Below are 19,518 nucleotides of genomic sequence, written 5' to 3'. Positions count from 1 at the left end.
ATGCAGTTACTAAAATTAACTGTCATTGTTAATGGAAATGTAGTTTCTATATGTAATTTTACGGTGAAATTATAAAAAATACAGTAAATGAAAAAAATAGGCTTATTCTTTTTGGTACTTCTAGTAATTGCCTGTGAGCAGGAAGAAAAACCACAATACTCCATACTCAGCGGTACTGTTGAAAATAATACTGCAGAAACCGTATTTGTGCGCGGAAACGATTTTGAACAAAGAACACAAATAGGTGAAAACGGCTCCTTTTTAGATACACTTCATATAAAAACGGACGGTTTTTATGAAATGTATGTAGGCCGTGAACGTACCGGAATTTATTTGGAAAAAGGGAAAACACTTTCAGTAACACTGAACGCTAATGAATTTGATGAAACGCTAAAATATACTGGCGATTTGGGCAACATCAATAACTTTTTAGCTGCAAAATATCTTTGGAACGAGCAAAATCTAGACTATAAAGAAATTTTTTCAATGGATGAAGCTGACTTTTTTAAGCAATTGGACAAGAATCAGAAAAGCTTTGATAGTCTCTACACCGCCAATAGTATAACTAATGAAAATTTCAAAGAAAAACTTTCCGTGGAGGATAAATACGCACGGGCCATAATGTTGGAGAATTACCAAGAGGCACATCGCTATTACAACGGTAATACAGATTTTAAAGTTTCTGATAGTTTTTACGATGAATTGAAAAATGTAAACTATACGGACACCCTTGCGTATCGTAATTCAGTGGCCTACCAGAGCTTACTCGATGCACATTTTAACAGATTGGCAGCTGAGGCAGCCGCTGAAAATGGCAATGTTGATCAAGCCATTCTTTATTTAAAAAAAGTGGATGAAAATCTTCCAGATGGGTATGCCAAAGAACGAATTATGAGTTCTTATCTACAGTTCGGCCTTAAACCCAATGAAAGGTTAGAAGAGGTTTTCAATATTTACAAAAACAGTAATCCAGGTTCTGAAAATTTAGCGGCGCTTACGGAGCGCTACAACAAACTTAAAACTATTACAAAGGGGAACCCTTCGCCTACTTTTAATTTTGAAAATCACAAAGGTGGTTATACCTCGCTTGAGAACCTAAAGGGAAAGTATGTTTATATTGATGTTTGGGCAACTTGGTGTGGCCCCTGCCTCCGCGAAATTCCTTCCTTAAAGGAAGTTGAAAAAGAATACCATAACAATAATATTGAATTTGTGAGTATTTCTATTGACGAACCAAAAGATTACGATAAGTGGAAACAAATGGTTTCTGCTAAGGAATTGGGCGGCATTCAACTTATGGCAGATAATAATTGGAACTCCAAATTTGTAAAGGATTATGCAATATTAGGAATCCCTAGGTTTATTTTAATTGATCCACAGGGAAATATCGTATCAGCCGATGCTCCCCGTCCATCTGACCCAGAACTGAGAAAATTAATTGACGGACTGATGTAAAAATATTTCCCGAAATTTTAGGCCATGAATTCACGGATTACATGTAAAAATTATTCGCGTATTCATGGCTTTCATTTTTCAGCAGATTCTTCTGAAGACAATTCTTCGCGAACAAACAAATCCAGATAGGCTTCCGAAAGATTATCTATAACATCACCAGCCATCACTGCTTCATATCCCAGTTGTCCCGCAGCAATATCACCCGCACGACCGTGAAGATATACCCCAAATACGGAAGCGAGCAAAGCATCATAACCCTGTGAAAGCAAGCCCGTAATCACACCACTCAATGCATCGCCACTGCCAGCGGTTCCCATTCCGGGGTTGCCAGTGGTATTTATATATAGCTTATCTCCATAAACAGTGATTGTATAAGCGCCTTTTATTATTACTACAACTTCATATTTTTCTGAAAATTTCTTTGTTTTTTCAAGTTTCTCATAATCATTTTTCCATTCGCCAATTAGTCGTTTTAATTCCCCAGGGTGTGGTGTTAATATTGAATTCTTCGGAAGAAGTTTTAACATAGCTTTATTTTCCGAAAGAATATTCAATGCATCAGCGTCAATAACAAAAGGAATATCCTTATTCTGCAATATTTTTTTAAAAGCAGCTACAGTAGTATCATTTTTCCCGATGCCCATGCCTATTCCAATTGCTGAAGGTTCAAAATCAAAAGAAATATTACTTAAATAATCATCTTCTTTATCGGTAATTACCATGGCCTCGGGAATCGTGGTCTGAATAATAGCATAACCACATTTAGGTACAAATGCAGTTACCATACCAGCACCAATTCTATAGGCTGAAGTAGTTGAGAGCACCGCCGCTCCCATCTTTCCGTAGCTTCCCGAAACTATTAGGGTGTGGCCATAGGTGCCTTTGTGGTCAAATTTTTCTCGGGGTTTGTAAAAACGCTGTGCTTCCAATTTTGAAATCAGTTGGCCTATGGGTTCGGTTGTTTGTAGAAATTCAATATCCAAGCCTATTTCCAAAACATCAAAATTTGAAACAAAAGAAGCCGTTTCCGGTAAAAAAAAGGAAAGCTTTGGGGTTTGGAAAGTCAAGGTATGGTTGGCTTTCAATACAGCTTCGGTATCTTCCAACGGCAAATTGGAATACAACCCACTGGGTATATCAATAGCAAGTTTAAAAGCCTTGCTTTCATTCAAATACTGGATTAATTTCTTCACCCATCCACCGGGGCAACGATTTAAACCGATTCCAAAAATGGCGTCCACAATAATATCTTCTGGATTTATTTCAGGAAAATCACTTTCGCCCTTCATCAATAGGGGCCATTTTTTTGTTACGTTTTTTATTTTGTCGTAATTGATCAAAAAGTTTTTGGAACGCTTGTCGCTGCAGTTTACTACATATACAATAACATTGTAGCCGTGTTCAATAAGCATCCGCCCTACTACCAGTCCATCTCCACCATTATTGCCAATACCGCAGAATATGCGAATGGGCACGGGCGTTCCATTTAACCGTTGGTGCAACCAATTAAAAATCTGCGTACCGGCGCGCTCCATCAACGCTTCTGAAGTAATCTGTTGTTTTTCAATCGTGATTTTATCTGCTTCGTATAACTGTTCTGCTGAAAATATTTTCATTCGTATAATCGTTTTGTTGATTCAGGAAATTTTTAACCGCCACTTTTATTACGGTCAATTCCAAAGATAACATTCCTTCGCATTGTTGAAAAGAACGTTTATAACTAATTGCACTTCCTTCCAAAAAGCCTTTGATTATTTCTAATTTTAGAAAAAACCATATATGGAAACACGAGATAGTTTACTGCTCCGTATGCGCCCCGAAATTTCCTCTGCTAAAATCAACGCTAACATGTCTGCCGACGAATTTTTTCAAAACAAGACGCTGCGTCCTGTGGCAAAGCTTCAAAATGAACTTTTATTGGCAGTTTTCAGGAATTATGCGGCAAAGCATAAAAACGTTTTTTACGATCTTACTATCGAAAAGAGACTGGACTATATAGAAAACGCCATCCATAAGGATATGAAATTCCGAAATTCATTGAAAGGTATTATCATTGGTCAATTTACACTTGAAGAATTTGAGATTTATATTAAAAATTCCTCAGCACTGAACAAACGGATGATGGATATAGTAAAGGAACGCTTGAAAAGCAACATACAGCTTTTGGAATACGATTTTGCATGATTTAATAAGAATTGGCAAAAACAGACCAGCAAATAGTTGGATTGTTTTGGCAGTCCTAATTCTATAACAAAGATTCCCCGTTTAAATCCGTCGTCAGCACATCGCTCATATAATTGAAGAATGGGCGGAGCAATTGGTAATGGTTAATTAAATTGTCTTTAAAATCTGCTGCAAATACTTCTTCGTCGGAAAAGCTATGGGTTACGAAAAAGCTTTTCAGCCTAATTAAATCAATGTTTTTATCGTCTTTATCAAAACCTTTGGGTGCTGTCTTAACGGCATATTCCTGATTGAAATCTCCGAAGGCATTTTTAAAATCCTTCGTTGCCAAAACCTTCCGTATTTCAGTACTGTCCATTTCAAACTCTTTTCGGATCCGCAACAAATCTGCTGGATTGGGATCAAAAAAACCCCCGGCCATAAAACTGTTTCCGGGTTCCAACCGCAAATAATAACCTCCGCGTCGTTGTGCCCCTGCCCTACTGAAACTAACACTTCGGTGCACATTATAGGGTGTTTTGTCATTACTGAAACGGATGTCGCGATTTATGCGGAATATTTTTGTCTTGGCAATTTCATCGGTGGTATTTAGGCCTCTTTCCACAGCTGCATAAAATTCTTTTAATGCTTTCTCGTTGGCCATATATTCCTTTTTATGTTCCTGCATCCACTCGCGGTTGTTGTTCTTCTTCAGTTGTAACAGGAAATCGAAAGCGGTTTTGGAAATGGTTGGGATCATGTTTTTTGTTTTTGTTTTGGAAAGATAGGGAATATTTGGGTTTGTGGTTTGTTTTGTGTAAAACGTTCAAATCCCCATAACCACTTCACAAAAAATTTTCCTACATTTATACGAACAACCTTAAAACCAATTTATTATGAATGCAACTACAAAACCAAACACGGCCTTTTGGATCATTGCCGTGCTCGCGCTTTTATGGAACTTAATAGGTGTTTATTTTTGGCTTTATGAATATTTCCTGATGACAGAAGAAATAAGAGCCACTCTTCCGCCTGAGCAAGTGGAGATTATGGCAAGTGCTCCCTCATGGAGTATGTATGTTTACGGCTTAGCTGTTTTTAGTGGATTATTGGCCAGCGTATTGTTATTGATGCGCAAAAATATGGCAGTAGGTGTATTTTTACTTTCCCTAATTGCAGTACTTATACTTCAACTGTACTGGATGTTTGGTATGGACATAATAGATAAGATGGGCCCACAATCGTTGATTATGCCACTTATCGTTATAGCTCTAGCAATTTTTGAATATTTTTATAGCAAGGGTGCGGCGCGTAATGGATGGCTTACCTAAGTTTAAAATAAAAGCAAAATATAAAAAAGCTGTAGACTGCCTGATAACCTTATAAGCGAATAAAGTCCAACAATGAATGCTTGTATGATAATTTTTTGAAACGTAGTAAGGGTTTGCTATATACTCAAATTTTGTAAAAGTGACGATCTATGGATTGTAACAGTCATGAAAATAAGGCCGTTTTTTTTCTATTGATCACAATAAATAGTATACTATTCCAAAAATAACAAGTGTGATCAAAATGCTTAGGCAGACAGTTAGTATACGTACCCTTGTTTCTGAACGAACTATACCCTCAACTTTCTTTTTTAGATCTGCCCTTTGTATTTTTGTTAGTTGTTGTTGGTGATTTTCAGGCTTGTTCTTTATAAGTTTGCTATGCTCCTCTCCATTAATAGTTTTAATTCTTTCAAAGGGAGGCCTTGCCTTTCTAGTAATAACGGAAAATTTATTCCCCGCTCCTATATAAGCAGAGGCTGCCATTGGTTTATTTCGTCTTTCTCTAGTCATTTTTCAAGTATGCTAACCAATTTTTTTGTCAATCTGTAAACAGGGAAAATAATGTTAAATTACTATATATAGTGAATTTTGATAAAATGTTTTTTAGTTCAGTTTTTTATTATGCAATGTTTTTTTAAGTTTTCTCTTCATAAATTTTCCCGTTTATACCACATTAATATTCCCGTAACGAGAAGACTTACAGCGAGAAGGCTAACAATAAAAGCTGAGATATTATCGGCTATGCCAACTTATGGGTGCTTGAATTATTTTTTATTTGAAAACTAGATTTGTTTTCAAATTTGATGAATAATAAGATTTATACCATAACTTTTTTAAACCAATCCGTGTTGTGAAGCAAATTTGTAAAGCGCAATGGTATTTCCCTCTATATTAAGCTTCTTAAAAATGTTACGGCGGTGAGTTTGTACTGTAAAACTGGAAAGAAACAATTTATCAGCTATCTCTTGTGAACTGTATCCTTTACAAACCATTTGTATTACCTCTACTTCACGTTTGGTAAGATTATACTTCTTCAAAAAATCATCTAAATAGCTAAAATCATTTACGTATTCTTCTGTCTTTTCACTAAAATTAGGCATCACCGTCTTGCCGTCCAGCACTTCCAAAATGGTGTCCGCAAGCTTATCCAAATTGTCCGACTTCAATATATATCCTTTGGCGCCAGCAGCATGGCATTGCTCTGCCAATTGTTTGGAAAAATAGGAAGTCAACACCAGTATTTGGAGCTTGAGATGCATCGCTTTGATTTTTTCCAATACCTGCAGGCCATCCTTGCCGGGCATATTCAAATCCAGCAAGAGCACATCTGCATCGGGTAAGGATGTGGATTGCATTAGGGTATGGCCGTTATTATAGGTATTAACGATGGTAAACCGTGGGTATTTTTCCAGTATCTCGGTAATTCCTTTTATTATTAATGGATGGTCGTCGGCTATAATTACTTTTATATGCTTTTCTGAAAAGTTGGGGACTTCTTGCATTAGGTCTTTCTTTATAATTAAAGCTCTTAGGGTTTACACACTATTTTGTCTTCTTTGTTATTTCAATGGGCAGTTCAGCCAAGATAAAGGTGCCATTGTTTGAATTGCCGTTAATTTCGATGGTTCCATTTAGGTATGCCACATTGTTTTTTAGCATTTTTAAGCCTATGCCATCTTTTCGTAAGTTGCTGTCTATTCCCTTGCCGTTATCTTCAATATAAACGGTTACGGAATCTTCCAATTCTACCAATTGTAAAAGTACGTGGGTTGCTTGGGCGTGCTTTATTATGTTGTTCATAGCCTCCTGTACTATACGATATACGGTAAGGCAATATTCCTCGCTCCAGCTGCTTGTGTCATCCAGTCCCTCAATTATCTCTTCAACTGTAAGCTTTTGGGATGTGTTTACGGCGTTAACAATATCGTGAATAGCGGCTTTTAAACCATATTTTTCCAAAGCTACCGGCATTAGGGTGTGGCTGATGTTTCTTACGCTTTCGCTTATATCTCCCAACAATTTTTGGGTAGTTTCCAGCTTTTCCTGTGTTTTCCTTTCTCTTTTAAAAACATCAGCTTGTATTTGTTTTAAGTTTAAAATGGCAATGGACAAAATAGAACCCGCTTCATCGTGCAGTTTGTGGGCTATCTTTTTACGCTCTTGCTGTTCTGCGTTTTTTAAAGATTTTGCAAGATATAAGCGGTGTTCCTGTTCAATATTTATTAGCTGTGCTTGATGATGCTCTTTCAGTTGTTTACGGCGAAGCCAAAGAGAAAGCGAGGTTAGAAATAAAATGAGCAATACACTTCCGCCAATCAATAGCAATCGCTGCCTTTCCAGTTCCTGTTTTTGTTTTTGAAGCGACATTTCCATATCGCGTTTTTCCATCTCATACGTGGTCTCGGTCTTTAAGGCATTTATCTTTTCATTTTCAGTGAAAATTGATTTTTCAAGTTCAAGCTCCTGGGTTTGATAATATAGTGCCCTTTCAAAATTTTCCTTTTCGGTATAAAGTGTTTTTAAATAGCCATAAAGTTCTTTTAAATTTCTGTTCTCACGTGCTTTTCCCTTATAAATTGGTTCCGCGGCCAAAAGATATTCTTCGGCTTTTTTCCAATTTTTTTGTTCCATTGCTGATTTCCCCAAAACAGAAAGAGAACTCGCCGCCGCCAGCTCTGCCCCTATTTGTTTACGCAATTTGTAGGCCTTTTCCAGCCGTTTATCTGCTTCGGTATAATTCTTAGAAATTACCAAGAAATTACCATAATTATGGTTGGCAAAAGCAATACCTCCAATGTCTGATGCTTTTTCAAAATACTCAATACCCTGTCGATAAAGGGTGTCCATAGCTTCCAACTGTCCCTTCTCACTGTAAACGGTCGCCAAGTTAACATAATTTAAGCCCAGGGACTTATAATTGGCTGCATCTTTAGCAAGAGCGATGCTTTTTTTGTAATAAGTAATGGCCTTATCAAACTCGCCACCATTTCGGAAAGCAATCCCAAGATTGTTGTAGACGCGCAACAGGCCGGTGGTATCCTTCATTTTTTCACAAAGCCTTATTACCCTAAAATGGGCTTTCACTGCCTCATCAAATTTGGAAAGCCGCGAGAGGGTATTTGCATAATTGGAATATATAAGCGAAACCTGTTTATCGTTCTTGCTGCCTTTGGAAAGTGCTATAGCTTTTTCTATTAGCGACAATCCTTCCAAATAATTTCCTTTAGCGCTTACAATAATGTTATAGCGGTTATATAATTCCGCAAGTCGGTCTTTGTCCAGCGGCTTAAAAGTTTCTTCTATCGCAATGGCTTCCTTAATAAGTGTTTCAGCTTTGTTAAGGTCGCCAAGGTTTATAAACTCCCTGCCCAAGTTACCAATGGCCACAGCCCTGCCTTTTTTATACTGAATGTTTTTGGCCAATTGCATAGCAAGAGAGTCGTAACGTGCAGCCTCATGTGGTTCTCCATAAATAAAATGAAGGTTTCCAAAAGCTATATAGCTATCGGTTTCGCCTTGATCATCACCCTTTTCACTAAAAAAAATAAGTGCCTGTTCAAGATCATCAAAGCCTTTTTGACGTTCGTTCTTACTGAACAAAACCCCACGCTTTAGCAGTAACCCTGCCTTTTGGGATGGATTTGCTTCATCATTGATGAGTTGTGAAAGGCTGTCAATTTCTGATTGGGCGATGCTAGTGGCAAATAGCAATAATGCAGTTGGAAAAAGAAGTGATTTTAAAAGGTTGGCGAAAGGAGTTGAATTTAAAAAGGCAGAATTGGTTTTGGTTAATATCACAATTAGTTGAAGGTTTTTAAATAAATTATTGAGGAATCATAACTATTTTAAGAACATAAATATATACAATTCACTTAAACCCCAAAAGCTTGAAAGCGAATGAAAATCACACTATTTATCTATCAAAACCTATGTGCTTCTTTTTTAAGATGATAGGTTTCAGAAAATAGTTAATTGAATACATCATTCTGTATTTATTTCATTTCATTAAAAACCCGTAAAGACATCCACACCTATATGAGTTATGATTAAATTGATATAAGCTAAGGAAGCTGCAACTTAAAAACTAACTTCACTCAACTAACATTTAAACAACAAAACTATGGGTAACATTTTATGGATTATTGTAGTCCTTCTAGTAATTGGCTGGATATTTGGCTTTTTAGTATTTCCTGCCATAGGCGGAATTATTCACATTTTGCTTGTTATTGCGGTTATAATGATAATTTATCAACTGCTTACGGGAAGGAAAGCGTAATATTTAACAATCAAATTTAAAGAGCGCTTTTTTATATTTTATTCAGAAACGCTCTTTAATATTATATTTCAAAATGCTGCACCCCATGCTCCCAACTTTTTCAAAGTTGCTTCAAAACAATTAAAACTTACCGTTCTTTTTTACTTTACCAGAAAATCTTGGTACCGTAACCGTTGTCTTGGTAGTATTAATGAAGTACACTCCCGTTAAAAGCACGGCGGCGGCGATGATGGATTGGGTGGTGATTTCTTCGTTTAAAATATACCACCCCAAGATTAGGGCGATAATAGGATTTACATAAGTGGAAGTAGCAACTTTATCTGGTGATACAACTTTAAGCAAAAAGTTAAAAGATGTAAAGGCTACAATGCTTCCAAAAACAATCAACAATACCATGCTCCATTGTACGGGGGCTCCCCATTGGCCCGGTGCAATCCATTGTTCCCCAAATAGCAAACTGGCTAATGCTAGCGTAATTCCGGCTGTAAACATTTGGTATCCCGTATTTACAAAAAAGTTTTTAGGAAGGTCTGCTTTACCCACAAAAAGACTGCCGTAGGCCCAACTGAGCATACAGGCAAATATCATCACCATTCCCAATACCGTTCCCTCTTGGGCAATGAGTTGTTTTTGTGCAACGAGCAGAAAAATTCCTACAATTCCCAGGCCCACACCCACCAAGGACATTGGCTTGATGCGCTTGCCCTGCAGTAGCCACATAAGTAGCAAAACCACCAAAGGCTGCGCAGAAATCTCTAAGGCAGCGAAACCACTGTCAACATATTTTAATGCCCACACAATAATACCGTTGCCGAACGATAGAAACAGTACACCCACTATAAAAGCATTCTGAAATTGTTTTCGAGTAATGGCAAGGCTTTTACCCAGTAATTTAGCTATGATAAATATGAGAAGCCCAGCCGATGTAAAACGAATGGACGCCAAAAAGAAAGGTGGCAATTCCGCAACGGCAACCTTATTGAGCATATATGTAGAACCCCAAATAACATAAATGGAGAAAAAGGCAAGGACTATTAAAAGGGTGCTTTGTGCTTTCAGAGTAGTTGGAATGGTTGAAATGTTAGATTTTTCAGATGCTTGGATTAATAAATGGTTACATAAAACTTACTTTCTTTTATTACGCTTGTTGTAATTTTTATCGCCTCTTGTTTTGGGTTTTTTGTATTTCTGTTTTATGATTCGTTTATAGGAACCGCCTTGGTTTTCCTTTCGGTTTTTTTCTTTCTTTTCATGAAAAGCGGGACCTACTTCTTCCACGTTATTAGGGTTGTTGATTTCAACAACTTGTGGTTTTTCCTCATAAGTTAGTTGTTTTGAGATTTCAACTTCTTTTGGAAAATCAAGTTCCTCAATTTGTAAATCCATCAAGCTTTCGATAGCCGCCTTTGCATCCTCTTCCTTTTCGGTGTAGAGCAAAATGGAAGTTCCCTCCTGCTCTGCCCTTCCGGTACGGCCTATGCGGTGCATATAGTTTTCGGGGAAGTTGGGCGCGTCAAAGTTGATAACGTGGCTTATCTGGTCCAAATCCAAACCGCGCGCCATAACATCTGTTGTTACAAGAATACGCGTTTTTTCGGCGTTGAAGTTTTCTATGGAACGGATTCTGTAATTCTGTGTTTTGTTGCTGTGGATTACGGCAACTTCACTTCCGAAGAATTCATCCAAAATATCAAAAAGCAAATCGGCACTTTTTTTATTCGGAACAAAGACGAGTACTTTGGTAAAATCGTTTTCATTCTGAAGCAAATGTTTCAGCAGATTGGCTTTTGTATAAAAATTCTCAACCTTGTAAGCGTATTGCGAAATATTCTCCAATGGCGTTCCGCTAACGGCCACCGATACCGTAGTAGGCACAATAAAGAAATCGTGGATAAACACATTTACATCATCGGTCATCGTTGCCGAGAACATAATGTTTTGGCGCTTGTTGGGAAGCAGCTCCAAAATATTGGTAAGCTGAAACCGGAAGCCCAGATCGAGCATTACATCTACTTCATCAATCACCACTTTCTTTACAGCCTTTAGCTGAAGGGCACGGCTTACCACCAAATCATACAATCGTCCCGGAGTGGCAACGATTATGTCGGCTCCTTCGGCAACGGCTTCCTTTTGACGGTTGATGTTTGTGCCTCCAAAAACGCCAATTACCCGAATGGAAGAATATTTCCCAAACTTTTCAATTTCCTCTACTATTTGCAATACCAGTTCCCTTGTGGGAACCATTACCAAAACCCTCGGATTTATTTCCTTTGAAAACTTTAAGTCCTGCAAAATGGGAAGCATGTAGGCAAAGGTTTTTCCTGTTCCCGTCTGTGCAATTCCAACCATATCGGTCCCCGACATAATTACCGAAAACGATTGCGCCTGTATGGGCGTGGGTTTTTCAAAACCAAGATCAGCAATGGCATACTGCAGTTGCTTGGAAATGTTAAGCTCATTGAATGATTCCATAGAGGATTGTTTGGTGCAAATATAATGCTTTGTAAATTGGGGATTCGTAAAATAGGGCTTCGAGCTTCGTTGATTAAAATTTGTCTATTACATAAATCCTAACAACAAAAACCTAAAACTTGCAACCTGAAACCTGAAACCTGAAATCAACAATCCTATTCCTCCGGTGGATGCCCGTGGATTTCCTCAAAAACAGTATCAAAATTATCCCGAAGATAACTGCGTAATTTTAGACGATAATCGTCTTTTAGCCAACTTATAAAGTTATGTGTACTCTTGCTGATACACTGTGAGTACTTCTCAATACGGTGGTCTATATCATCGCCAAGCATTTTTGCAAGGCCAAGCGCATCATAAACGTCTTCGCTGTTTTCTATGCAAATATAGGCGTGTTGGGCAATAGAGCGCTCCAATACTACTTTTGAGGATTCGCCTTTAAAAGTAGCTTCTTGGTAGGTTTCCTTTATATCGAAATAAACCTCTTTGCTATTGGCAAATTCGTTGCGAAGCTCATCGGGCATTTCGTACCTAAAATGGCTTTCCAGCTCCTCATCGCTGAGCAAACGATCCATATAATAATCTGGCGAACGGAAAATTGCCTGCCAATCCAAAGGTGCTTCCCAAGGACCAAAACGTTGGTAATTGTTTCCCAAATCAATAACGGAAAACTTCGACTTATTGTTCAAAATACGCGAACCGCGGCCAATCATTTGGAAATACAACGTCAACGAACGTGTAGCCCTATTCAAAATAATAGTTTCAATCGTAGGTTCATCAAAACCTGTAGTCAATATACTTACCGAAGTCAAAATAGCATCGGGCGTTTCGTGGAACCACTTTAAAATCTGCTTGCGTTGTTTTTTGGTAGCAGTATTGTCCAAGTGCATAATGGGCAAACCTTCCGCTTTCAAATGGTAATATACCTGTATGGAAGTATTGATTCCGTTGTTAAAGATCAAAGTCTTTTTCCCTTTGGAATGGTTCAAATATGCCTGATAAAGCTGGTCAAGCATTCCAACGGCGGAATAAAGGTCATCCGAGGATTTTACCGTATAATCTCCATTGGAGCCAATCTCCAGTGAAGTAAGCCCCATATTGTATTGAAAGACTTCCACTTCAGCCAAAAACTCATTTTCGATCAAGGATTGAATACTTTCGCCCACAATGAGTTCGTCATAATTATCCTTCATAGGAAGGTTACGATTGGAACTTAAAGGAGTAGCTGTAACGCCAAGTATAAAGGACTTTTCAAAAAATTTGAAAAGTTTTGTAAATGAGTTATAGTGCGCTTCGTCAATGATAACAAGGCCTATATCCGAAATGTCCAATTTATTATCGTTCAAACGGTTGTTCAGCGTTTCCACCATCGCGACAAAACAACTGTATTTTTCTTGATCATCGAGATTTGCAGTGCTGTTCACCACTTTGTTTACCACACCGAAACTGGTAAGCATTTCTGAAGTTTGCTTGCAAAGCTCCACACGGTGGGTCATTACAAGAACTTTTTTGTTGTGGTTTTTTAAATATTGACGGACAATTTCAGAAAATATTACCGTTTTTCCACCACCTGTAGGCAATTGGTATAGCAAATGATAATCATCTGGCGCGGTCTCAAACTTTTCAAAAATCTTGTCTATAGCGCCTTTTTGGTAGCTATACAGTTCTTTATCAGTTTTTTTTTCTTGAATCGCGTCTTTAATCTCAGCCATAAAAATCCTCATTTTGCGGGATTGCAAAACTACATCCTTTTATAGGTTTTGAAAGAAGAAATACCAGATTTATTACGAACGAATTTTCTGATATTCTATTTCTGCTTAGTCTTTAAATAAAGTTGCTCAACTTTTTCCCGTGCCCACGGTGTTTTCCGAAGAAATTTCAAACTCGATTTAATGGACGGATTGTTGTTGAAGGAATTGATCTTTATCTTTTCACCCAAAACCTCCCAGCCATAATATTCCACAAGGTATTCAAGAATATCCGCAAGTTTAATTTTGTGCAAAGGGTTATTGGGTTGTTGGTTATCCATAGTTTATTTTTTACCAGTCAATCGGCCTATAATCTTTTAAAAACTTTCCGCTCCAGTGTTTCCCAGTGTTTATACCATCAATCAGTGGATCCATTACACGGGCGGCGCCATCAACAATATCAAGCGGTGGCTGAAAGTCATGCAGTTCCATTTTTCGTTTTGCCAATTCTACCGGGTCTTCATCTGTAACCCAGCCTGTATCTACGGCATTGATGTAAATTCCTTCTTTGGCAAGACTTCCAGCTGCGGTATGTGTGAGCATATTGAGCGCAGCCTTGGCCATATTGGTATGTGGATGACGATCTTCTTTGAAGAATCTGTGGAATTTCCCCTCCATTGCCGAAACGTTTATAATGTGCTTTTTTCCCGTGTTTTTCTTCTTCATAATTTCGCCCAAACGGTTGCAAAGCACAAAAGGAGCAATAGAGTTTACAAGCTGAACCTCAATCATTTCAGTAGTCTCAATTTCACCAAGCCTTAAACGCCAACTATTTGTTTTCCGAAGATCAACTTGCTGTAAATCTGCATCCAATTTTCCTTCGGGAAAAACTTCTTTTGCGCTTAAAGAATTGTCAAAACTATACGGTATCTGCGAAAGCTTTGCAGAAGCGCGAATACCAATTCCCGGTTCAGCACCGTGCCATGTTACAGGAAGGTTTTTGTTTTTACCAATGTCTGCAGTAAGTGTTTTCAATTCTTGCAAACAATTAATATGATCGTGCAATAAGTTCTTTACGAACTGTGGATGTTCTTCAAAAGGCATTTCCTCCTTCGCCATTAAATGTTGGTAAAAGCCTGCCGGTCTACGTACCGTTTGTGCCGCGTTGTTTATTAGAATATCGAGGTTTTCATATTTCTGCTCAATGTAATTGCAGAAAATTTCAACACTCGGAATATGTCGAAGATCCAAACCGTGAATCTTTAAACGGTCTGCCCATTGATGAAAATCATCTTCCTGTGCAAAGCGATATGCAGAGTCTGCCGGAAATCTTGTAGTAGCCACAACAGTCGCTCCAGCCCTAAGAAGCATTAATGAAATATGATACCCAATTTTTAAGCGGGAACCGGTCATAACAGCTACCTGTCCAGTTAAATCTGTAGTCTGAAAGCGTTTTGCGTAATTGAAATCGCCACATTCGGTACACATCGTATCGTAAAAGTGATGCAATTTTGTGTAGAGCGTTTTACAGACGTAGCAGTTGCGTGGGGTTTCAAGCTCAAGTTCTTTTTTGGAAGCTAAATCTGCAGCCTGCAATAGTTTTGGAGCTATAAAAACCACGTTTTCGCGAGCGCTTCGTATTCCCGTTTCCCTTCGGGCGGTTCGGTCTTTATTGGCTTGTTTACGTTTTTCTGCCTTCTTTGCGTCTTTCTTTCTTCGGGAAAACTCATCGCGATTGGGTCGTGATAGTTGTCCGGATGCTTTTATTAAAGCGGTGCGTTGCTCTTTTGGAATCTCAAAAATTTGATCTGTATTGCTGTTTAAATATTCAAGAATGGCGATGCATTTCGCTATTTCTTCGGTATTTATTTCTCTCTTTACTGAATTTTCGCCAACGGATTTGTTTAAATGCTCCATTTCTTCCTTTATGGAAGTTTCCGTTTCAAAAACCTGCTCTGGCATATATTAATTTTTCGGCAAATATAGTCACAGTTTGAATGTGCAAAACATTTTATTTCAAATAGTAAAAACAAAATATTAATGGCTTACCAATTCCTTTTGAACATTTGTTGGTACAGGTTGATAGGATGAAAACGAAGATTTAAAAGTTGCTCTGCCCTGCGTGAGTGAACGCAAATCTGTAGAGAAACCATGCATTTCGGCTTCCGGGGTCAAACATTTTAAAACTTGGTAGTTATTGTTGTTTTCAATTCCTTGAATCATGGAGCGCCGCGCTTGCAGATCAGTCATTACATTACCCACCATTTCTTCTGGAACCTTTACAATGAGTTCCAAAACTGGTTCCAAAAGTTTGGGATTGGCATTCATAAAAGCTTCTTTGAAGGCATGCGCTCCAGCAATTTTAAAGGAAATATCATTTGAGTCAACAGAATGCATCTTCCCGTCATAAACCATTACACGCACATCGCGAATATATGAACCCGTTAACGGGCCTTCTTCCATTACCTCCAAAACGCCTTTCATAATTGATGGTAAGTACCGTAGGTCAATAACTCCGCCAACAATGCAGTTATAAAAAACCAATTTTCCGCCCCAAGACAGATCTATTTCTTCTTTGCCACGAATATTAAAACCTTGCGGCTCCTCCATATTTTCATCCCAAGGCTCAATCTTTAAGTGAACTTCCGCAAACTGCCCCGAACCGCCAGATTGTTTTTTGTGTCGATAGTTTGAGGCAGATGAACGTTGAATGGTCTCCCGGAAAGCTATTTTAGGTTTTTCAAACCGCGCCTCTACGCCGTAAATATTTTTAAGCGTCCAATCTATAGTTGCCAAATGCAGTTCGCCTTGGCAAGCCAAAATAAGTTGTTTCGCTTCCGAAGAAAAGGAAATGTTTACGGTAGGATCCTGATTGTGAATTTTCTTTAACGCCTCACTGAGTTTTTCTTCATCCTTCGTATTTACTGCAAACACAGCTTTTTTGATACGGGCTTGTGGAAATTTAATGGGCTTAATGGTAAGAGGAAGTTTTGGCGAAGCTAAAGTATCGTTGGTTTCTGTATATTTTAATTTTAGCGTTGCACCAATATCGCCCACCGTAAGTCTATTTACGGGTTGTCTTTCTTTTCCATCCATGATAAAAAGCTGGTTTATTACTTCAGTTTCATCGTTTCTGGAATTTATAAGTTTATCGTTTAAACGTACTTCGCCGCTCATAACCTTAAAAAAAGTGATTTGCCCCAAATTGGGTTGATAAACTGTTTTAAAGATGAAAAGCGCTGTAGGACTCTCTTTTAAAGCCTTTACTTCTTTGCCGTCCATGCTTTGTTCAGGTTTGAGGTCTGCCGCAGCAGGCGCAACGTTGTCAATAAAGCCCATCAATCTTCCCGTGCCCATATCATTCAAAGCTGAAACACAGAATACCGGAAACAGTTCATGGTTCAACATTCCTGCTTTTATTCCTTGCCGCATTTCATCTTCGTTTAAGGTGCCTTTTTCAAAAAAAAGCTCCAATAATGTTTCATCATTTTCTGCAGCTTTCTCTATTAATTCGTTATTTAATTCCTTGGCCCATTCCTTTTGGTCATCGGGAATTTCTAACTTTTCGGGCTTTCCTCCTTCTGGCGAAAATTTATACATTTTCATCTTAAGCACATCTACAATACACTGTGAACCATCTATAACTACAGGATACTGAATTTGCACGGCATTATTGCCTACCAGATTTTTTATGCTTTTGAAGCTTTCTTCAAATTTAGCATTGATATGGTCTATTTGGTTTATTACAAACAAAGTTGGTTTGTGATATTTATCTATGTAGTTCCAGATAATTTCAGCACCAACTTCCACACCGTGCTGAGCATTTAAGACAGTAACAATAGTATCTGCAACGCGGATAGAGGAAATAATTTCACCGATAAAATCATCCAGTCCGGGTGTGTCTATAATGTTGATCTTGTAATTGCGCCATTCTGTGTGGAGTGGTGTAGCGAAGATAGAGTTGCCCCGTTCGTGCTCAATGTCGTGATAGTCAGATACGGTATTTTTATTTTCAACTGTACCGCGGCGATTGATTAGGCCTGCTTCAAAAAGCATGGTTTCTGCAAGTGTAGTTTTTCCACTATTGTGGGCGCCCACGAAGACTACGTTTTTAATGTGTTTGTCGTCATATATTTTCATCTATATAAATATTTTGGTTAATATGTTTTAAGATGCAATGCGCCAAACACTTATGATTGTGCCTGGTCTTGCTTATTTATTGTAAATCATATATTATGTGTTGATTCTTTTGATTCTTAAATTTAAGAAATTAATTCATTAATACTTTTAGACTGGTGTTTTTGGTTTCAGAATTTAAAGTAATAAAATATAGTCCTGATGTAAATTTTACTCCATTCGTACTTCTGCCGTCCCAAATTATTCTTTTAGTCCCCACCACTTCATCATTTAAAAGTGTGATTAGTTTTCTACCTCTTATATCGAATACTTCTATCAACACTTTTTCTGGCTTTTCTAGTTTAAATTGAAGGGTTGTTTCATCAGTAAAGGGATTTGGGTAAGAAATGAATTGAAAGCTATCTGTAGTAAAATCTTCCACATTCAAAATACCAGCTGGCGATATGCGCGTATAATAAACGTCTTGCCCCCCGTTGATTGTATTTGCCCAGGCTAAGTGGGCATAGTCGTTAGTGCTAACCATATCAAAATAATCTCCCATTTTACCTTGGTTGGGATAACCAACAGATGGGTCAAATGGCTCTGATATGGGGTCATTTACCGACCAAGTTTCACCTTGATCTTCTGAAAATGAATAATAAAGAACAGAGTCAATTCCATTAGTGGCATCTCTAGTGTCCAGCCAAATTATATCAATACGTCCATTGGGAGCCACTGACATTGTTCCGAACCATTGGTAAGAATTAGTTCCTGTATCGGTATTTATTCGTATTGGAGGTTCAAATGTATTTCCACCATCGGTACTTTTTGCAAACATAACGTCCCCCGGATCATTGTTAGAATGACGCAATACTGATGCAGCCACATATACATTATCCTTTCCTGGGCCGTTCGAAATATCCACATCTACCCATGCCTGCCCCATTAAACCGGCTGGATTTACAGCTACTTGTACATCTAAATCACCATCTAGATCGACTTGGGTTAAACTTTCCCAAATAACATCTTCTGCAGGATTCTTTGCCGAGGTAGATTTTATTAAAACAATTCCAGAATTTGATGTTCCCGTGATATATAAAGTGCCTTGAGAATCTACAGCCAAGGTACCCCAAACTGGAGCGCCATCAATCAATATACACTCTTCAAAGGTGTTGCTGCCATCGGTAGATCGGGTAAAAGCACCATTACAATTGGAAAAAGCTGCATTCCAATAAGAATAATTATTTCCCTCTCCTATGCCCGAAGTACGATCTATCCGCATCCATTGTTTATCACCACCCCTAGCCGGAACAGGCAATCCCCAATCATTGCCCCCATCGGTAATTCTGTATACGTCACAATCAAAACCGCTTGCAAGGCTGTTGTAATAAAAATTTCCTTCACTATCAAAATCTAGAACAGGGTCGGAACGAAAAACACCCGGGTCCAAAACTCCGGGGAATGTCCAGGTCAATCCTCCATCAAGAGAAAATCCATTTCCCGCTTGCCTAAAATTACTGTTTACGGTATCAAACTGGCGCCATCCAATTACAATTCTATTTGGGTTTAACGGATCTATTGCTATGGAAGTTTCGTTTGCTGCGTCTCCAATAATGTTATTTCCATTTTCGTCTACATTAACCTGCCGGGTGAAATAATTGGGAGTAGTTATATTATACGCAGGACTCCGTTCCATCATAGAACGGGAAACAGGAATATAGGGGTCATCTGGTATTTCTCTATGGCTTTCGAAAAATTCTTGCCGGGAAATTTGGCAATAAATTGATGAACAGGAAGGAAGAAATAAAATGAAGACAACCAAGTGAACAAAGCTGTATTGTAAAGATAAAATTTTCATTTCTAAAGTGATTTTGTGAAGTGTTATTAAATTTACAACAATTTGATTAGAAATAAGATATGTTATAAATTTTACAATTCAAGAGCAATGAATTAAAATGACTTATGAATATCCTAAGAAGTTAAAGTAGATTGTATTAAATATATATTAAAGTCGGTTTAG

16 protein-coding genes are annotated in these 19,518 nt (G+C 38.0%); 4 read left to right on the top strand and 12 right to left on the bottom strand.

The window, feature by feature from the left end:
* The first annotated feature begins 87 nt into the window (after window positions 1–87).
* Window positions 88–1,455 (top strand): TlpA family protein disulfide reductase, encoded by a 1,368-nt coding sequence (locus LS48_RS07030; protein ID WP_062621387.1) that lies wholly within the window; start codon window positions 88–90, stop codon window positions 1,453–1,455.
* A 71-nt stretch (window positions 1,456–1,526) separates the two neighbouring features.
* Here the strand turns inward: LS48_RS07030 and LS48_RS07025 are convergent, their stop codons facing one another.
* The gene (locus tag LS48_RS07025; RefSeq protein ID WP_062621385.1) at window positions 1,527–3,071 is read right to left on the bottom strand and encodes a bifunctional ADP-dependent NAD(P)H-hydrate dehydratase/NAD(P)H-hydrate epimerase; all 1,545 of its coding nucleotides are present in this window, start codon (window positions 3,069–3,071) and stop codon (window positions 1,527–1,529) included.
* 163 nt (window positions 3,072–3,234) lie between these two features.
* Between LS48_RS07025 and LS48_RS07020 the strand changes: the two genes are divergently transcribed.
* Window positions 3,235–3,639 (top strand): hypothetical protein, encoded by a 405-nt coding sequence (locus LS48_RS07020; RefSeq protein ID WP_062621384.1) that lies wholly within the window; start codon window positions 3,235–3,237, stop codon window positions 3,637–3,639.
* 61 nt (window positions 3,640–3,700) lie between these two features.
* Here LS48_RS07020 and LS48_RS07015 read toward each other — a convergent pair whose 3' ends face one another.
* A complete protein-coding gene (locus LS48_RS07015; protein ID WP_062621382.1) occupies window positions 3,701–4,378 on the bottom strand; it encodes a DUF2461 domain-containing protein in 678 nt (225 codons plus the stop codon).
* A gap of 136 nt (window positions 4,379–4,514) precedes the next feature.
* Here LS48_RS07015 and LS48_RS07010 point away from each other — a divergent pair, with 136 nt between their 5' ends.
* Window positions 4,515–4,949 carry a hypothetical protein gene (locus LS48_RS07010; RefSeq protein WP_062621380.1) on the top strand — a complete coding sequence of 145 codons (435 nt, stop codon included), beginning with the start codon at window positions 4,515–4,517 and terminating at the stop codon, window positions 4,947–4,949.
* Window positions 4,950–5,144: 195 nt separating this feature from the next.
* On the opposite strand, the gene LS48_RS07005 is transcribed toward LS48_RS07010, so the two are convergent.
* From LS48_RS07005 to LS48_RS06995, 3 genes are all read right to left on the bottom strand, one after another.
* Complete coding sequence (locus LS48_RS07005; RefSeq protein WP_062621378.1) at window positions 5,145–5,459, bottom strand: hypothetical protein; 315 nt, start codon at window positions 5,457–5,459, stop codon at window positions 5,145–5,147.
* 323 nt (window positions 5,460–5,782) lie between these two features.
* Window positions 5,783–6,451 carry a response regulator gene (locus tag LS48_RS07000; RefSeq protein WP_062621375.1) on the bottom strand — a complete coding sequence of 223 codons (669 nt, stop codon included), beginning with the start codon at window positions 6,449–6,451 and terminating at the stop codon, window positions 5,783–5,785.
* A gap of 40 nt (window positions 6,452–6,491) precedes the next feature.
* Window positions 6,492–8,747 carry an ATP-binding protein gene (locus LS48_RS06995; RefSeq protein WP_062621374.1) on the bottom strand — a complete coding sequence of 752 codons (2,256 nt, stop codon included), beginning with the start codon at window positions 8,745–8,747 and terminating at the stop codon, window positions 6,492–6,494.
* 322 nt (window positions 8,748–9,069) lie between these two features.
* Between LS48_RS06995 and LS48_RS15180 the strand changes: the two genes are divergently transcribed.
* Window positions 9,070–9,225, top strand: coding sequence for a lmo0937 family membrane protein (locus LS48_RS15180; protein WP_117590215.1), 156 nt, complete (start codon window positions 9,070–9,072; stop codon window positions 9,223–9,225).
* Between the two features lie 120 nt (window positions 9,226–9,345).
* Here LS48_RS15180 and LS48_RS06990 read toward each other — a convergent pair whose 3' ends face one another.
* The 7 genes from LS48_RS06990 to LS48_RS06960 form a co-directional block, all read right to left on the bottom strand.
* Window positions 9,346–10,284: an EamA family transporter gene (locus LS48_RS06990; RefSeq protein WP_062621373.1), complete on the bottom strand. Its 939-nt coding sequence runs from the start codon at window positions 10,282–10,284 to the stop codon at window positions 9,346–9,348.
* Between the two features lie 66 nt (window positions 10,285–10,350).
* Complete coding sequence (locus tag LS48_RS06985) at window positions 10,351–11,697, bottom strand: DEAD/DEAH box helicase (RefSeq protein ID WP_062621372.1); 1,347 nt, start codon at window positions 11,695–11,697, stop codon at window positions 10,351–10,353.
* Between the two features lie 155 nt (window positions 11,698–11,852).
* Window positions 11,853–13,406 (bottom strand): DEAD/DEAH box helicase, encoded by a 1,554-nt coding sequence (locus LS48_RS06980; RefSeq protein WP_062621371.1) that lies wholly within the window; start codon window positions 13,404–13,406, stop codon window positions 11,853–11,855.
* A gap of 95 nt (window positions 13,407–13,501) precedes the next feature.
* On the bottom strand, window positions 13,502–13,723 hold the full coding sequence (locus LS48_RS06975; protein WP_062621370.1) for a VF530 family protein: 222 nt from the start codon (window positions 13,721–13,723) through the stop codon (window positions 13,502–13,504).
* 10 nt (window positions 13,724–13,733) lie between these two features.
* Entirely contained in the window at window positions 13,734–15,299 is a 1,566-nt protein-coding gene (locus LS48_RS06970) for an SDR family NAD(P)-dependent oxidoreductase (protein WP_062621533.1), read from the bottom strand.
* Window positions 15,300–15,419: 120 nt separating this feature from the next.
* Window positions 15,420–17,522, bottom strand: a complete 2,103-nt coding sequence (locus LS48_RS06965; RefSeq protein WP_062621369.1) for an elongation factor G — start codon at window positions 17,520–17,522, stop codon at window positions 15,420–15,422.
* Between the two features lie 130 nt (window positions 17,523–17,652).
* Window positions 17,653–19,356 (bottom strand): T9SS type A sorting domain-containing protein, encoded by a 1,704-nt coding sequence (locus LS48_RS06960; RefSeq protein WP_062621367.1) that lies wholly within the window; start codon window positions 19,354–19,356, stop codon window positions 17,653–17,655.
* Window positions 19,357–19,518: the final 162 nt, after the last annotated feature.

This window comes from Aequorivita aquimaris (assembly GCF_001573155.1).
Lineage (GTDB): Bacteria > Bacteroidota > Bacteroidia > Flavobacteriales > Flavobacteriaceae > Aequorivita > Aequorivita aquimaris.
Note: the sequence above shows the minus strand (reverse complement) of the source record. Positions and strands in the feature narration are given on the sequence as shown.

Bases quoted from the DNA above. Each gene is read 5' to 3' on its own strand.
- LS48_RS07030 (WP_062621387.1), top strand. From the start codon at position 88: ATGAAAAAAATAGGCTTATTCTTTTTGGTACTTCTAGTAATTGCCTGT.
- LS48_RS07025 (WP_062621385.1), bottom strand. From the start codon at position 3,071: ATGAAAATATTTTCAGCAGAACAGTTATACGAAGCAGATAAAATCACG.
- LS48_RS07020 (WP_062621384.1), top strand. From the start codon at position 3,235: ATGGAAACACGAGATAGTTTACTGCTCCGTATGCGCCCCGAAATTTCC.
- LS48_RS07015 (WP_062621382.1), bottom strand. From the start codon at position 4,378: ATGATCCCAACCATTTCCAAAACCGCTTTCGATTTCCTGTTACAACTG.
- LS48_RS07010 (WP_062621380.1), top strand. From the start codon at position 4,515: ATGAATGCAACTACAAAACCAAACACGGCCTTTTGGATCATTGCCGTG.
- LS48_RS07005 (WP_062621378.1), bottom strand. From the start codon at position 5,459: ATGACTAGAGAAAGACGAAATAAACCAATGGCAGCCTCTGCTTATATA.
- LS48_RS07000 (WP_062621375.1), bottom strand. From the start codon at position 6,451: ATGCAAGAAGTCCCCAACTTTTCAGAAAAGCATATAAAAGTAATTATA.
- LS48_RS15180 (WP_117590215.1), top strand. From the start codon at position 9,070: ATGGGTAACATTTTATGGATTATTGTAGTCCTTCTAGTAATTGGCTGG.
- LS48_RS06985 (WP_062621372.1), bottom strand. From the start codon at position 11,697: ATGGAATCATTCAATGAGCTTAACATTTCCAAGCAACTGCAGTATGCC.
- LS48_RS06980 (WP_062621371.1), bottom strand. From the start codon at position 13,406: ATGGCTGAGATTAAAGACGCGATTCAAGAAAAAAAAACTGATAAAGAA.
- LS48_RS06975 (WP_062621370.1), bottom strand. From the start codon at position 13,723: ATGGATAACCAACAACCCAATAACCCTTTGCACAAAATTAAACTTGCG.
- LS48_RS06970 (WP_062621533.1), bottom strand. From the start codon at position 15,299: ATGGAGCATTTAAACAAATCCGTTGGCGAAAATTCAGTAAAGAGAGAA.
- LS48_RS06965 (WP_062621369.1), bottom strand. From the start codon at position 17,522: ATGAAAATATATGACGACAAACACATTAAAAACGTAGTCTTCGTGGGC.
- LS48_RS06960 (WP_062621367.1), bottom strand. From the start codon at position 19,356: ATGAAAATTTTATCTTTACAATACAGCTTTGTTCACTTGGTTGTCTTC.